This window comes from Inquilinus sp. OTU3971 (genome assembly GCF_038440215.1).
Window position 1 is genome coordinate 13,889 of sequence record NZ_JASATH010000026.1, and the last position, 14,429, is coordinate 28,317.

Below are 14,429 nucleotides of genomic sequence, written 5' to 3' on the forward strand. Positions count from 1 at the left end.
CTTTCGTTCAGAGATGACGGTCGAGGAAGGCGGCGACGGCGCCGAAGACGTCGTGCCGGTTCTCCCGCCGCGCGAAGCCGTGCCCTTCATGCGGCACGCGGATGTAGTCGACCGGGCGGCCGAGGCCGCGCAGGCCGGAATGGATCATCTCGCTCTCGCCCGGCGGCACGCGCGGGTCGTCGAGGCCCTGGGCCATCAGCAGCGGCACGCGGATGCGATCCAGCTTGTGGATCGGCGAGATGCGCTCGAGCAGGTCCTTGTCGGCGACCGGGTCGCCATATTCCGCCGCCCGCAGGCGCCGGCGCCAGGGGCCGGTGGTCTGCAGCAGGGTGTGGAAATTGGCGATGCCGTAGAATTCGATGCCGAGGCGCCAGAGCTCCGGATACTCGGTCAGCGCCGCCAGCACCATGAAGCCGCCATAGGACCGGCCGAAAACGCCGATCCGGGCCTCGTCGACATCGTCCCGCGCGCCCAGCGCCAGCCTTACGGCCTTGAGATCGGCCACGCTGTCCATGCGCAGCCCGACATCATCGAGCTGGTGGTAGGGCCGGCCGTAGCCGGTGCTGCCGCGGACATTCGGCGCCACGACCATGATGCCGCGCGCCAGCATGTACTGGATGTCGGCGCGGAAGGTCGGGGTCCACTGCGCCTCCGGCCCGCCATGGACGATGATCATCGCCGGGAAACCGCCGGCCGGCGCCTCGCCCTGCGGCCGGTACAGCAGGAACGGGACCTGCAGCCCGTCGAAGCTCGCAATGCGCTGCACCACCGGCTCGACGAAGCCATCGATCAGGTCACTTGCGGGAGCGTCGGTCAACCGGCTCGCAGCACCGGCGGCGATGTCGTACTGCCAGATGCCCGGCGGGGTCGCGGCGCCTTCCAGCGGGAAGACCAGACCGCTGCCGTCCGGCCGCCAGGAGACCGAGCCGATCACGCCGGGCGGCAGCCCCGCCACCACCGTCTCCGCGCCGGTGTCGAGGTCGTGGACCAGGATGCGGCTCCAGCCCTCCTCGTTGATGACATAGGCGATGCGGCCCTGGTCGGGCGACAGCGCCATCGCCTCGATATCCTGGCCATCCGGCGCCACCACCCAGCTCAGGCTGTGGGCGGCGAAGGACAGGAAGGCGATGCCCTGGAAGTCCCGGCCCTGGTCGGTCAGCAGATACAGGCCGCTGCCGTCCTTCCGGGTCTTGGCGACGACATAGCGCGCCCGGCCGTCATGCGGCAGGAACGGCTCGTAGGCGCCGGTCTCGAGGTCCAGCCGGAACAGGTCCTGGTCCATCGTTGCCCGGGTGGAGTCCCGCACCAGCAGCGCCTTGCCGTCCGGGAAGAAGGCTATGACCTCGCGGAACAGCTCGCCCCGATAGACGCAGCGCGCCTGCCGGGTCGCGACCTCCATCACATGGATGTCCATGTCGAAGCGGTCGCGGGCGTTGCAGGCATAGGCGATCCGCGTCCCGTCCGGCGACCAGGCGCCCCAGACATGGACCACGGTCGGGTCTTCGGTCAGCGCCACCGGCGCGCCGTCGGCGCCGGGGATCAGCCACAGCTGATGCCGCTCGTCGCCACCGCAATCCATGGTGAAGACAAGGTCCAGACTCTTCGGGCTGAAGGCCAGCGCGCCGACTGGCTCCGGCGTCTCCGCCGCCCGCCACGCGGCGCCGCCCTCCGCCGGCTGCAGCCAGATCTGGGGAAAGCCGGTCCGGTCGCTGAGGAAGGCCAGCAGTCTGCCGTCCGGCGACAGCGCCGGGTTCTTGGCACCGGGGATGTCGAGATAAGAGCGGATCGCCGCCGGATCCGCCTGAATGGCGCCGTCGTCAGACACGTGACTGCCCCCTGCCCGAGCCGCCAGCCTTGGCGGCCGGCCCTGCGCCCATCAAATGGGCACGCTCAAATTATGGTCATGATGTCGTCCGGCAGAGGGGACCGGCCAATTCATAATTTTCCTTGGACTATTCCGCTTCGGCATAAATTCTCACTGCGTCAGGCCTCACGCCTCGATACGGACCCTGGCCGGCCCGGCCTCGACCGTGCCGATGCGGCGGGCGGCCGGGTGGCCGGCGGCGGTAATGCGGGCCAGCAGGTCGTCGGCCCGGTCGGCGGCGCAGGCGACCAGCAGCCCGCCGGAGGTCTGCGGATCGGTCAGCAGGTGGCGGCGCCACTCCGGAAAGCCGGGCGGCAGCGTCACCTCCGCCCCGTAGCTCGCCCAGTTGCGGTGCGAGGCGCCGGTGACGAAGCCGTCTTGCGCCAGCGCCTCGGCCTGGGCGAACAGCACCGGCGTGCCGTCCCGGATCGCCAGCGTCACGCCGGCGCCGCGCGCCATCTCCAGCGCATGGCCGAGCAGGCCGAAGCCGGTGACGTCGGTGACTGCGTGCACCGCCTCCTCCCGCCCCAGCGTGGCACCGATGCGGTTGAGCTGGGTCGCGCTGGCGATCAGCTCTGCATAGCCCTCGGCCGACAGCGCCTCCTTCTTGAAGGCGGCGGAATAGATGCCGACGCCCAGCGCCTTGGTCAGGATCAGCGCGTCGCCGGGCCGGGCGCCCGAGTTGCGGCGCAGCTCCGACGGCCGGCAGGTGCCGATCACCGCCAGGCCGTAGATCGGCTCCGGCGCGTCGATCGAATGGCCGCCGGCGACCGGAATCCCGGCCTCGGCGCAGGTCGAGGCGCCGCCGGCCAGGATCTCGCGCACCGTCTCCGCCGGCAGCTTGCCGAGCGGCATGCCGAGGATGGCCAGCGCGAAGATCGGCTGGCCGCCCATGGCGTAGACGTCGGAGATCGCGTTGGTGGCGGCGATCCGCCCGAAATCCCGCGGGTCGTCGACCACCGGCATGAAGAAGTCGGTGGTGGCGATGACGCAGCGATCGTCGTCGAGCTGCCAGACCGCGGCGTCGTCGCCGGTCTCGGTGCCGACCAGCAGCTGGCGGAACGGCGCCGCTTCCGGCTGGCCGGCCAGCAGCTCCTGCAGCACGGCGGGCGCCAGCTTGCAGCCGCAGCCGCCGCCATGCGCCAGGCTGGTCAGCCGGACGGGCGGCGCCCCCGCCTCGGTGAGATGAGGACGGCTGGTCATGGTCGGGCTCCCTGGCTCGGCGCCGGCTGCGGTCTGATGGGCTCGAAGGTGGCGGAGGCGGCGGGAACGGCGATACGGCATCGCGCCGCCCTGCGGGCGGCCGGACCGGCCTTGCCTGTCGACATCGTGCGGCCCCGGCACGCGGGAGCGCTGGTGAATGCCACGGACGGATTAAACGGCGAAGGCCGACGCAGGGTCAATCCGGGATTGCCCCACGGCATGCCGGACACCGGGCACAGCTGTCCTTGCGAATCATTATTAAGCCTTTGAAAAATTGTCCTATTTATCGGCTCGACGAACCATCGGCCGTTTGACATTGGAACCCTTCCAAGCGTAGCATTTTTCCTAATTTGGTATGTCTTTTGCGGACAGGCTTCCGGGAGGCGCCAAGATGGACATGAAGCTCTCGCGCCGCGGCTTCCTGAAAGGGGCCGGCGCGGGTGTGGCGGGCACGACGCTCGGGGCCTTCGGCTTCGGCGACATCGAAGCGGCCTACGCTGCGGCGATCAGGCCGTTCAAGCTCGCCAACACCACCGAGACCCGCAACACCTGCACCTACTGCTCGGTGGCCTGCGGCATCATCCTCTACTCCAAGGGCGACCTGCGGAAGGGCGAGAAGGCCGAGATCACCCATATCGAGGGCGATTCGGACCACCCGACCAACCGCGGCACGCTGTGCCCGAAGGGCGCGGCGCTGCTGGACACGGTCAAATCCGCCCAGCGGCTGCAGTTCCCGATGCTGCGGCGCCCGGGATCGGACAAGTTCGAGCGGATCTCCTGGGACGAGGCGCTGGGCAAGATCGCCCGCGCCATGAAGGACGACCGCGACGCGAACTTCGTCGCCAAGAACAAGGACGGCGTCACGGTCAACCGCTGGCTGACGACGGCGTACCTCGCGGCCTCGGCGACGACCAACGAGACCGCCTTCTGCACTTACAAGGTGGTGCGCAGCACCGGCATTCTGGCGTTCGACAACCAGGCGCGCGTCTGACACGGCCCGACGGTGGCGAGTCTCGCCCCGACATTCGGCCGTGGAGCCATGACGAACTCCTGGACCGACATCAAGAACACCGATCTCGTCATCATCATGGGCGGCAACGCCGCCGAGGCCCATCCCTGCGGCTTCAAATGGGTCACGGAGGCCAAGGCCAACCGCGGCGCCAAGCTGATCGTGGTCGACCCGCGCTTCACCCGATCGGCGTCGGTTGCGGATTTCTACGCGCCGATCCGGCAGGGCACGGACATCGCCTTCCTGCTGGGCCTGATCCGCTACTGCATCGAGAACGACAAGGTGCAGTGGGACTATGTGAAGGCCTTCACCAACGCCAGCTACGTGGTGAAGGAAGGCTTCGGCTACAGCGACGGCCTGTTCACCGGCTATGACGAGCAGAAGCGCGACTACGACCGGTCGAGCTGGGACTACGAGATCGGTGCCGACGGCTATGCCGTGGTCGACGACACGCTGCAGAACCCGCGCTGCGTCTGGAACCTGCTGAAGCAGCATGTCGCCGTCTACACGCCGGAGATGGTCGAGCGCATCAGCGGCACGCCCAAGGACAAGTTCCTGAAGGTGGCCGAGATGGTTGGCGAGAGCGCGTCGCCGACCAAGGCGATGACCTCGATGTACGCGCTGGGCTGGACGCAGCATTCCAAGGGCTCGCAGAACATCCGGGCCATGGCGATGCTGCAGCTGATCCTGGGCAATATCGGCATCCGCGGCGGCGGCATGAACGCGCTGCGCGGCCATTCCAACATCCAGGGGCTGACCGATCTGGGGCTGATGTCGAACCTGCTGCCGGGATACTTGAACATCCCGCTGGAGCGGGAGCGCGACTTCGCCACCTACATGTCGACCCGCGGCTTCAAGCCGCTGCGGCCGAACCAGATGAGCTACTGGCAGAACTACAAGAAGTTCTTCGTCAGCTTCCAGAAGTCGATGTGGGGCGCGGCGGCGACGCCGGAGAACGACTTCGCCTTCGACTGGCTGCCGAAGCTCGACCTGCCCGGCTACGACGTGCTGCGGGTGTTCGAGATGATGCACCAGGGCAAGGTGAACCTCTATTTCTGCCAGGGGTTCAACCCGCTGCAGGCCTTCCCGGACAAGGCCAAGCTGGCCGAGGCGCTGGCCAAGCTGAAGCTGCTGGTGGTGATGGACCCGATCGAGACCGAGACGGCGCGGTTCTGGGAGAACCACGGCATCTTCAACGACGCCGACCCGGCCGCGATCCAGACCGAGGTGCTGCAGCTGCCCACCACCTCCTTCGCCGAGGATGAGGGATCGCTGGTCAATTCCGGGCGCTGGCTGCAATGGCACTGGCCCGGCGGCGCGCCCCCCGGCGAGTCGAAGACCGATGTCTGGATCATGTCGCAGATCCATCTGCGCCTGAAGGAGCTGTACAAGACGGAGGGCGGGGCCTTCCCCGACCCGATCCTGAACCTGAACTGGGCCTATGCCGACCCGGGCGAGCCGACGGCCGAGGAGCTGGCCAAGGAGATGAACGGATCCGCGCTCACCGATCTGTTCGATCCGACCGACCCGAGCAAGAAGATCCTCGACGCCGGCAAGCAGGTGCCGGGCTTCGGCGTGCTGCGCGACGACGGGTCGACCGCCTGCGGCTGCTGGATCTACGCCGGCTGCTTCACCGAGGCCGGCAACATGATGGCGCGGCAGGACAATTCCGACCCGGACGACACCGGCACCTTCCCGAAATGGGCGTTCTCCTGGCCGGCGAACCGGCGGATCCTGTACAACCGCGCCTCCTGCGACCTTGCCGGAAAGCCTTGGGATCCGGCGCGCAAGATCATCGAATGGGACGGCAGCAAATGGGCCGGCTACGATGTCCCCGACATCGCCCCGACGGCGAAGCCGGGGGATGTCGGGCCGTTCATCATGAACCCGGAAGGCGTCTCCCGCCTGTTCACCCGGGGCATGATGCGCGACGGCCCGTTCCCGGTGCATTACGAGCCGTTCGAGAGCCCGGTCGCCAATGTCGTCGCGCCGAAGGTGCGGGGCAACCCGGTGGCGCGGGTGTTCAAGGACGACTTCGCGCAGTTCGCCGACATCGCCTCGCCGGACTTCCCCTATGCCGCGACCTCCTACCGGCTGACCGAGCACTTCCACTACTGGACCAAGAACAACCATGTGAACGCGGTCCTGCAGCCGGAATTCTTCGTCGAGATCTCGGAGGAGCTGGCGAAGGAGAAGGCCATCGCCAAGGGCGGCTGGGTCCGGGTGTGGTCGAAGCGCGGCTCGGTCTTCGCCAAGGCGGTGGTGACCAAGCGGATCCGGCCGCTGACCTGTGACGGCAAGACCGTCCACATCGTCGGCATCCCGATCCATTGGGGCTTCATCGGCGCCGCCAAGAAGGGCTTCGGGGCGAACGTCCTGACGCCGTTCGTCGGCGACGCCAATATCGAGACGCCGGAGTTCAAGGCCTTCTGCGTCAACATCGAGGCCTCGTCCGGGCCGCCGGTGGCGTGAGGGAGGAGAGACCATGTTCGCCCCGATCCCCAACCCCACCGTCGCCCCGACCGCCGCGAAATTCGGCGATCAGGACCTGATCCGCCGCTCGGCTTCCACGATCACGCCGCCGGCCCAGCGGCAGACCGAGGTGGCCAAGCTGATCGACGTGTCGAAATGCATCGGCTGCAAGGCATGCCAGTCGGCCTGCATCGAGTGGAACGACACGCATGAGCCGGTCGGTGAGAATTTCGGCGTCTACGACAATCCGCACGACCTGACGCCGGACATGTTCACGCTGATGCGCTTCACCGAATGGGAGAATCCGGAGACCCAGAACCTGGAATGGCTGATCCGCAAGGACGGCTGCATGCATTGCGAGGACCCTGGCTGCCTGAAGGCCTGCCCGGCGCCTGGGGCCATCGTGCAGTACTCGAACGGCATCGTCGATTTCGTGCACGAGAACTGCATCGGCTGCGGCTACTGCGTCAAAGGCTGCCCGTTCAACATCCCGCGCATCTCGAAGACCGACCACACGGCCTACAAATGCACGCTGTGCTCCGACCGGATCGCGGTCGGCCAGGGCCCGGCCTGCCAGAAGGCCTGCCCGACCCAGGCCATCGTGTTCGGCACCAAGGACGAGATGAAGGAATGGGCCGACTTCCGGATCAAGGACCTGAAGTCCCGCGGCTTCGACAATGCCGGGCTGTACGACCCGCCCGGCGTCGGCGGCACCCATGTGATGTATGTGCTGCACCACGCCGACAAGCCGGAGATCTATGCCGGGCTGCCGAAGAATCCGAGCATCAGCCCGATCGTCGAGGCCTGGAAGGGCGTGACCAAATATGTCGGCCTCGGCGCCATCGGCTTCGCCGCGGTCGCCGGCGTGCTGCACCATCTCTTCGCCGGCGCCAACCGGGTGTCGCCCGAGGATGAAAGGCACGCCGAGGAGTTGACCGAGGAGAAGCGGTCATGACCGCCGCCGCCGATCGCAGGCCGGACGACGTCGGGCCGGGCGACGGCGTCCACCCCGGCAAGCCGGTCGTGGTCGACCGCTACACGGTCGCCGCCCGGATCAACCACTGGATCACGGCGACCAGCCTCGTCCTGCTGGCCCTGTCCGGCCTGGCGATGTTCCATCCGAAGCTGTTCTTCCTGACCGCGCTGTTCGGCGGCGGGCAGATGACGCGGACGCTGCATCCCTGGATCGGCGTGGTGCTGTTCTTCTCCTTCTGCGGCCTGTTCATCCGCTTCTGGAAGGCCAATCTGTGGAAGAGCGAGGACAACACCTGGCTGCGCCGAGCCCGCGATGTGCTGGCCGGGCGCGAGGAGAACCTGCCCGAGCTCGGCAAGTACAATGCCGGCCAGAAATTCGTGTTCTGGGGCATGTCGATCCTGATCATCGTGCTGATCGGCAGCGGCTTCGTGGTCTGGGACCAGTATTTCTATCCGTTCAGCACGATCGGGCAGAAGCGCATCGCCATCCTGGTGCACGCCCTGGCGGCGGTGGTGATCATCTGCGTCTGGATCATCCACGTCTATGCGGCGATCTGGGTCCGTGGCACCATCGGCGCCATGACCAGGGGCCGGGTGACCGGCGGCTGGGCCTGGCGCCACCACCGCAAATGGCTGCGCGAGCTGGTGGCGCGGCGGCCCGGCACCGGCAAGAAGGCGGCCCCCTAGACCAGGCAGAGACGAGTCACGTGGCCCGTCGGGTTCGTGAGGATCGAGAATGAGTGATGATACGGCCCGGCCGGACCCGACCGTGATCGGTGAGGTCGCGGCCCCGCCCTTCGCCCGCCTGCCCGACCCGCACCAGATCTTCATCGACCGCGCCCTGCGCCTGCGGGCCCTGGCCGCGCGCAGCGAGATCGGCCCCTATCTGCGCTTCCTGTCCGACCTGGCCGAGCTGCAGTACCGGATCCAGGACGACCTGCCCGAGCCGGCGATGCCGGACGAGGCGGTGCTGGCGCGCGCCCGCACCCATGGCATGCCGCCGCTCGACCGGACCGGCTTCGCCCCCGACGCGGCCTTCGCAGTGACCTTCGACCGCTTCACCGGCGCTGCGGCCGACATCCCTATGCCCCCGGCGGCGGCCGAGGCGCTGCAACGGGTGCGCACGGCCAGCCGGGCGCAGGGCGAGGCCATGGTACGGGCCGTTCTGGCCGGCGCCATCCCGGCCGATGCCCTGGCCGAGCACGTCTATGTCGCGGCGGTGCTGCAGATCCAGTTCGTCCGGATGGCGGCACGGCTCGACGCCGCGGCGCTGGTTCCGATCGGCGAAGGGGCCTGCCCCAGCTGCGGCGGGCCGCCGGTCAGCACCATGGTGGTCGGCTGGCGCGGCATGCACGGCATCCGGTTCTGCGCCTGCAGCCTGTGCGGCACCTATTGGCACCAGGTCCGAATCCAATGCGTGCTGTGCGGCGGCAGCAAGGGCATCGGCTACCAGGAGGTCGAGGGCGGCGGCGGCACGGTGAAGGCCGAGACCTGCAATAGCTGCCACCGCTATGTGAAGGTGCTGTACCAGGTGAAGCAGGCGGATCTGGAGCCGGTGGCGGACGACGCCGCCAGCCTCGGCCTCGACCTGCTGATGCAGCAGCAGGGCGAGTACGAGCGCGGCGGCTTCAACCCGTTCCTCCTGGGCTATTGACATGGCCGGCGGCGCTGCCCGCCCCCAGCCCTCGCGGCTGCGCGACCTGCCCTCGGTCGACCAGGTGCTGAAGTCTCCGGCCGCCGCGACGGCCCTGGCAGCCTTCGGCCATGCCCAGACTGCCGCCGCGGTGCGCGGCGCCCTGGCGGTGGCGCGCGAAGCGGTGCGCGCCGGCGCACCGGTGCCCGACGCCGAGGGCGTGGCGGCGACCGCCGCGGCGACGCTGGCGGCCGGCGCCCGGTCGACCCAGCGGCCGGTGTTCAACCTGACCGGCACGGTGCTGCACACCAATCTCGGCCGCGCCCTGCTGGCCGAGGCGGCGGTCGAGGCGGCGGTCGAGGCCATGCGCAGCCCGGTGTCGCTGGAGTTCGACCTCGCCACCGGCCAGCGCGGCGAGCGCGACGACCATCTGCGAGACCTGCTGCGCGAGCTGACCGGGGCCGAGGACGCCACCGTCGTCAACAACAACGCGGCGGCGGTGCTGCTGGTGCTGAACACGCTCGGCCACGGGCGCCAGTCGATCATCTCGCGCGGCGAGCTGATCGAGATCGGCGGCGCCTTCCGCATGCCCGACATCATGGCGCGGGCCGGCACGGCGCTGCGCGAGATCGGCACCACCAACCGGACCCATCCGAAGGATTATGCCGCGGCGCTGGGGCCGGAGGCCGGGCTGATCCTCAAGGTCCACACTTCGAACTACCGCATCGCCGGCTTCACCGCCGAGGTTGCCGCGGGGGAATTGGCACCACTCGCCCGGGCGCACGGCATCCCGCTGGTGCACGATCTCGGCTCCGGCACCCTCGCCGACCTCAGCGCGATCGGGCTGGGGCATGAGCCGACGGTGCGTGAGGCGGTGGCCGAGGGCGCCGACCTCGTCACCTTCTCCGGCGACAAGCTGCTGGGCGGGCCGCAGGCGGGCTTCATCGTCGGCCGAGCGGATCTGGTCGCCGCGATCAACCGCAACCCGATGAAGCGGGCGCTGCGGGTCGACAAGATCCGGCTGGCGGCGCTGGAGGCGACGCTGCGGCTGTACCGCGACCCCGCCCGGCTGGCCCAGCGCCTGCCGACCCTGCGCCTGCTGGGCCGCAAGGCCGACCAGATCGAGGCGCAGGCCCGCCGCATCCTGCCCGCGGTGGCGCAGGCGCTGACCGGCCGTGCCGCGGTCGAGGTCCGGGCCTGCGCCAGCCAGATCGGCTCCGGCGCCCTGCCGCTGGAGACCCTGCCGAGCGCCGCCTTGGCCCTGACCCCGCCGGGCGACAGCGGCCGGGCGCTGAACGCCCTCGCCGCCGCGCTGCGCGGGCTGCCGGTGCCGGTGGTCGGGCGCACCGCCGACGGGGCGCTGCTGCTCGACCTGCGCTGCCTGGAGGATGAGGCCGGATTCCTGGCCTCCCTCGCCGCACTCGCGCCCGGAGGGAGCGATGAGCTGGCTTGACCGCCTTCGCGCCGGCCGGACGCCCGAGCCCACCGTCGCCGAGCAGCTGGCCGCCGCCTCGGCCGCGGCGCGCAGCGGCGACCATGCGGCGGCGCTCGCCATCTGGGGGCCGCTGGCGCGGGACGGCGTGGCCCGGGCCCAGAGCAATGTCGGCGCCTGCTTCGCCGAAGGGCTGGGCGTCGAGCGCGACCTCGCCCTCGCCATGCGTTGGCTGAGCTTGGCGGCGGAGGCCGGGGATCCCATCGGCCAGCGCAACCTGGCGACGCTGCATTTCCGCGGCGACGGCGTGGCGCGGGACGACGGCCGGGCCGCCGCCCTGTACCGCGCCGCGGCCGAACAGGGCGACGCCGCGGCGCAGGACATGCTGAGCTGGATGCTGGCGGAGGACGGCGCCCTGTTCGATCCGGCCGAGGCCCGGCTGTGGGCGCAGCGTGCCGCCGAGCAGGGTGTCGCCGCGGCCATGACGCGGCTGGGCATGCTGCACCACAACGCGCTCGGCGTGGCCCGTGACCCGGCCGAGGCCGTGCGCTGGTGGCGCCTGGCCGCCGATCGCGGCGAACCCGATGCGCAGGCCATGCTCGGCGCGGCCTGTCACCTGGGAACCGGCGTGCCGAAGGATCCGGTCCAGGCGCTGGCCTGGCTGCTGCGGGGCACCGCCGGCGGCAGCGCGCTGGCCGGCCGGTTCCTCGGGCCCGCCCGGGCCGCGCTCGACCCCGCCGGGATCGCCGAGGCCGAGGCCCTGGCCCGACGGCGGCTGCCGGAGGCGACGCCGTGATCATCGGCACCGCCGGCCATATCGACCACGGCAAGACCGCGCTGGTGCGGGCGCTGACCGGCGTCGACACCGACCGGCTGAAGGAGGAGAAGGCCCGCGGCATCACCATCGACCTCGGCTTCGCCTACCAGCCGATTCCGGGGGGCGAGATGCTGGGCTTCATCGACGTGCCCGGCCATGAGCGGCTGGTGCACACCATGCTGGCCGGCGCCTCCGGCATCGATTTCGCGCTGCTGGTGGTCGCGGCCGATGACGGCGTGATGCCGCAGACCCGCGAGCATCTGGCGATCATCGACCTGCTCGGCATCTCCCGCGGCGTCGTCGCCCTCACCAAGGCCGACCTGGCCGCCCCCGACCGGCGCGCGGCGGTGGCGGCGGAAATCCACGCGGCCTTGGTCGGCACCGTGCTGGCCGGGGCCGACATCCTGCCGGTCTCGGCCGTGTCCGGCGAAGGCATTGCAGAGCTGGGTGACAGGCTGGCCCTGGAGGCCGCGGCGTTCGCCGGCCGCGAGGCGTCGGGCCGGTTCCGGCTGGCGGTCGACCGGTCCTTCACCCTGCACGGGGCCGGCACCGTGGTCACCGGCACGGTGCTGTCGGGATCGGTCGCGGCCGGCGACCAGCTGATGGCCAGCCCGTCCGGCCTGCCGGTGCGGGTGCGGTCGATCCACGCGCAGAACCGCCCGGCCGAGCGCGGCCGCGCCGGCGAGCGCTGCGCCCTGAACCTGGCGGGCGAGCGGGTGACGCGCGAGGCCTTCGCCCGCGGCGATGTCGTGCTGGACCCCGCCCTGCATGCCCCGACCGAGCGCGTCGACGCGACGCTGCGCGTGCTGCCGGGCGAGCGCAGGCCGATCGGCCAGTGGTTCCCGGTGCGCTTCCACACCGCCGCGGCCGAGGCCGGGGCGCGTATCGTGCTGCTGGGCGACGCCCCGATCCCGCCGGGCGGCGAGGCCTTCGTCCAGCTGGTGCTGGACCGGCCGGTCGCCGCCGCGTCCGGGGACCGGTACGTCGTCCGCGACACCTCGGCCCAGCGCACCATCGGCGGCGGGCGCCTGGTCGATCTGCGAGCGCCTGCGCGCAAGCGGCGAAGCCCGGAGCGCCTGGCCCAGCTGGCGGCGCTGGCGCTCGACGATCCGGAGGCCGCGCTGGCGGCACTGCTGGCGGTGCCTCCGCGGCTGGTCGACCTGGCCGGCTTCGGCCGCGACCGGGCCCTGGGCGCCGCCCGGATGGAGGCGCTGGCCGACCGGCTCGGCCTGGTCCGGATCGCGGCGGGCGAGCAGCTGCCGGCCCTGACCGCGGAGGACTGGACGCGGCTGACCCAAGGGCTACTGGAGACGCTGGACGCCTTCCACCGCGACAACCCGGACCTGCCCGGCATCGGCTTCGAACGGCTGCGCCTGCAGTCGCAGCCGCGCCTGCCAGCCCCAGCCTTCGCCGCCCTGCTGCGCGGGCTGGCGCGGGCCGACCAGGTGGCGCTGGACGGCGCCTGGGTCCGTCTGACCGGCCATGAGGCGCATCTGACCGAGGCCGACGAGGTGATGTGGGCCGATATCGGCCCGCGTCTCGGCGGTACTACGCGGTTCCGGCCGCCGCGGGTGCGCGACATCGCCGGCGAGACCGGATTCGACGAGGCGGAGATCCGGCGTCTGCTGAAGCGCGCCGGGCGGATGGGAAGGGTCGACGAGGTGGCACATGACCACTTCTTTCTGCGCCCGACCGTCACCGAGGTCGTCGGCATCCTGCTACGGCTGGGCGAGGCCCATGAGACCGGCTTCACCGCGGCGCAGTTCCGTGATCAGGTGGACAGCGGCCGCAAGGTCGCGATTCAGATCCTGGAGTTCTTCGACCGTCACGGCGTGACGCTGCGGCGGGGCGACCTGCGCCGGCTGAACCGGCATCGGCTGGACCTGTTTCGTCCCTCGACCGGCGAGGCGCCGGCCGAGGGTGATGGAGGAGAATCGTCCCCGGTGGGGCGTCCGGACTTCAAATCCGGGAGGGGCCGCGAGCCGGTCCTTGGTGGGTTCGACTCCCACTCTCTTCCGCCATGCCATCGCCCCTGATCATAGTTGTTGATCCTGTGCGGGAGGACAGACATCCTACGCGCAGCCTGCCCCCAGCCGGTACCCAGCCCGGCCCCCACCACGCCAGAGCGAGCGGGCTCGAGGCGGGGACGGCAGGCCCGAGAGGTCACGCCCCCCATGCGTGCATTGTGGTTACGGACGACGGCGGCTGCCGTCGCCGCGGCGAGCATCCTTGCGGCCACGCCCGCGAGCGCCCTGGCCTTTACCTCGCCGACCGCCAACGGGCAGTTCGACTACCAGATCGGGGGCGCCTATGCCGCCGCGTCCGGCGTCGCCATCGTCGACCGCGACCGGCTGGCGGCGCCGGCCCCGGGCAAGTACGGCATCTGCTACGTCAACGCCTTCCAGACCCAGCCCGACGACGCGGTGTGGTGGACCACCAGCCACCCCGACCTGCTGGTCAAGAAGAACGGCAAATACGTGATCGATCCGGAGTGGCCGGATGAATACCTGCTCGACACCTCGACGGCGGCGAAGCGCACCGCGCTGATGGCGATCATCGGGCCGTGGATCGACACATGCGCGGCCGACGGCTTCAAGGCGGTGGAGCCGGACAACCTCGATTCCTGGACCCGCTCGAAGAACGTCCTGACCAAGGCCCACAACACCGCCTTCGCCAAGCTGCTGGTGCAGCGCGCCCATGCCGCCAACCTCGCCATCGCGCAGAAGAACACCAGCGAGCTGGCGCCGATCGGCATCTCGCAGATCGGCTTCGACTTCGCGATCGTCGAGGAATGCCAGGTCTGGTCGGAATGCGAGGCCTTCACCGACGTCTACGGCAACCAGGTCTACGAGATCGAGTACAGCGACAACGACCGGGACGCGGACGGCAACCCGGTCGACCCGATCAGCGTCTTCAACGCCGCCTGCGCCGCGCGCGGCAGCAAGATCTCGATCATCTACCGCGACCGCGACGTGGTCCCGGCGGGGTCGTCCCAATACGAATATAAATGGTGCTGAGCGGCTG

9 protein-coding genes, 1 tRNA gene and 1 pseudogene are annotated in these 14,429 nt (G+C 70.2%); 9 read left to right on the forward strand and 2 right to left on the reverse strand.

Annotated features, from left to right (window positions below; genetic code table 11):
* Nucleotides 1-7: 7 nt before the first annotated feature.
* Both AAHM41_RS09200 and selD read right to left on the reverse strand, forming a co-directional pair.
* Complete coding sequence (locus AAHM41_RS09200) at nucleotides 8-1,825, reverse strand: S9 family peptidase (protein ID WP_342236231.1); 1,818 nt, start codon at nucleotides 1,823-1,825, stop codon at nucleotides 8-10.
* A 165-nt stretch (nucleotides 1,826-1,990) separates the two neighbouring features.
* The gene (gene selD, locus AAHM41_RS09205) at nucleotides 1,991-3,067 is read right to left on the reverse strand and encodes a selenide, water dikinase SelD (RefSeq protein WP_342236232.1); all 1,077 of its coding nucleotides are present in this window, start codon (nucleotides 3,065-3,067) and stop codon (nucleotides 1,991-1,993) included.
* Between the two features lie 391 nt (nucleotides 3,068-3,458).
* Here selD and fdnG point away from each other — a divergent pair, with 391 nt between their 5' ends.
* The 9 genes and pseudogenes from fdnG to AAHM41_RS09250 all read left to right on the forward strand — a co-directional run bounded on the left by fdnG (nucleotide 3,459) and on the right by AAHM41_RS09250 (nucleotide 14,422).
* Nucleotides 3,459-6,548 (forward strand): formate dehydrogenase-N subunit alpha, encoded by a 3,090-nt coding sequence (gene fdnG, locus AAHM41_RS09210; protein ID WP_342236233.1) that lies wholly within the window; start codon nucleotides 3,459-3,461, stop codon nucleotides 6,546-6,548.
* 13 nt (nucleotides 6,549-6,561) lie between these two features.
* A complete protein-coding gene (gene fdxH, locus AAHM41_RS09215; protein ID WP_342236234.1) occupies nucleotides 6,562-7,503 on the forward strand; it encodes a formate dehydrogenase subunit beta in 942 nt (313 codons plus the stop codon).
* Nucleotides 7,500-8,210 (forward strand): formate dehydrogenase subunit gamma, encoded by a 711-nt coding sequence (locus tag AAHM41_RS09220; protein WP_342236235.1) that lies wholly within the window; start codon nucleotides 7,500-7,502, stop codon nucleotides 8,208-8,210. The genes fdxH and AAHM41_RS09220 overlap by 4 nt, the downstream gene beginning before the upstream one ends.
* Before the next feature lie 49 nt (nucleotides 8,211-8,259).
* On the forward strand, nucleotides 8,260-9,177 hold the full coding sequence (gene fdhE, locus AAHM41_RS09225) for a formate dehydrogenase accessory protein FdhE (protein WP_342236236.1): 918 nt from the start codon (nucleotides 8,260-8,262) through the stop codon (nucleotides 9,175-9,177).
* A 1-nt stretch (nucleotide 9,178) separates the two neighbouring features.
* Nucleotides 9,179-10,609 carry an L-seryl-tRNA(Sec) selenium transferase gene (selA, locus tag AAHM41_RS09230; RefSeq protein ID WP_342236237.1) on the forward strand — a complete coding sequence of 477 codons (1,431 nt, stop codon included), beginning with the start codon at nucleotides 9,179-9,181 and terminating at the stop codon, nucleotides 10,607-10,609.
* Entirely contained in the window at nucleotides 10,596-11,384 is a 789-nt protein-coding gene (locus tag AAHM41_RS09235; protein ID WP_342236238.1) for a tetratricopeptide repeat protein, read from the forward strand. Before selA ends, AAHM41_RS09235 begins: the two co-directional genes overlap by 14 nt.
* Nucleotides 11,385-11,428: 44 nt before the next feature.
* Nucleotides 11,429-13,213 (forward strand): annotated as a pseudogene (selB, locus tag AAHM41_RS09240) (selenocysteine-specific translation elongation factor); the annotation flags it as partial.
* A gap of 117 nt (nucleotides 13,214-13,330) precedes the next feature.
* Nucleotides 13,331-13,426 (forward strand) — tRNA-Sec (locus tag AAHM41_RS09245).
* A 153-nt stretch (nucleotides 13,427-13,579) separates the two neighbouring features.
* Nucleotides 13,580-14,422: an endo alpha-1,4 polygalactosaminidase gene (locus AAHM41_RS09250; RefSeq protein ID WP_342236239.1), complete on the forward strand. Its 843-nt coding sequence runs from the start codon at nucleotides 13,580-13,582 to the stop codon at nucleotides 14,420-14,422.
* Nucleotides 14,423-14,429 lie beyond the last annotated feature (7 nt).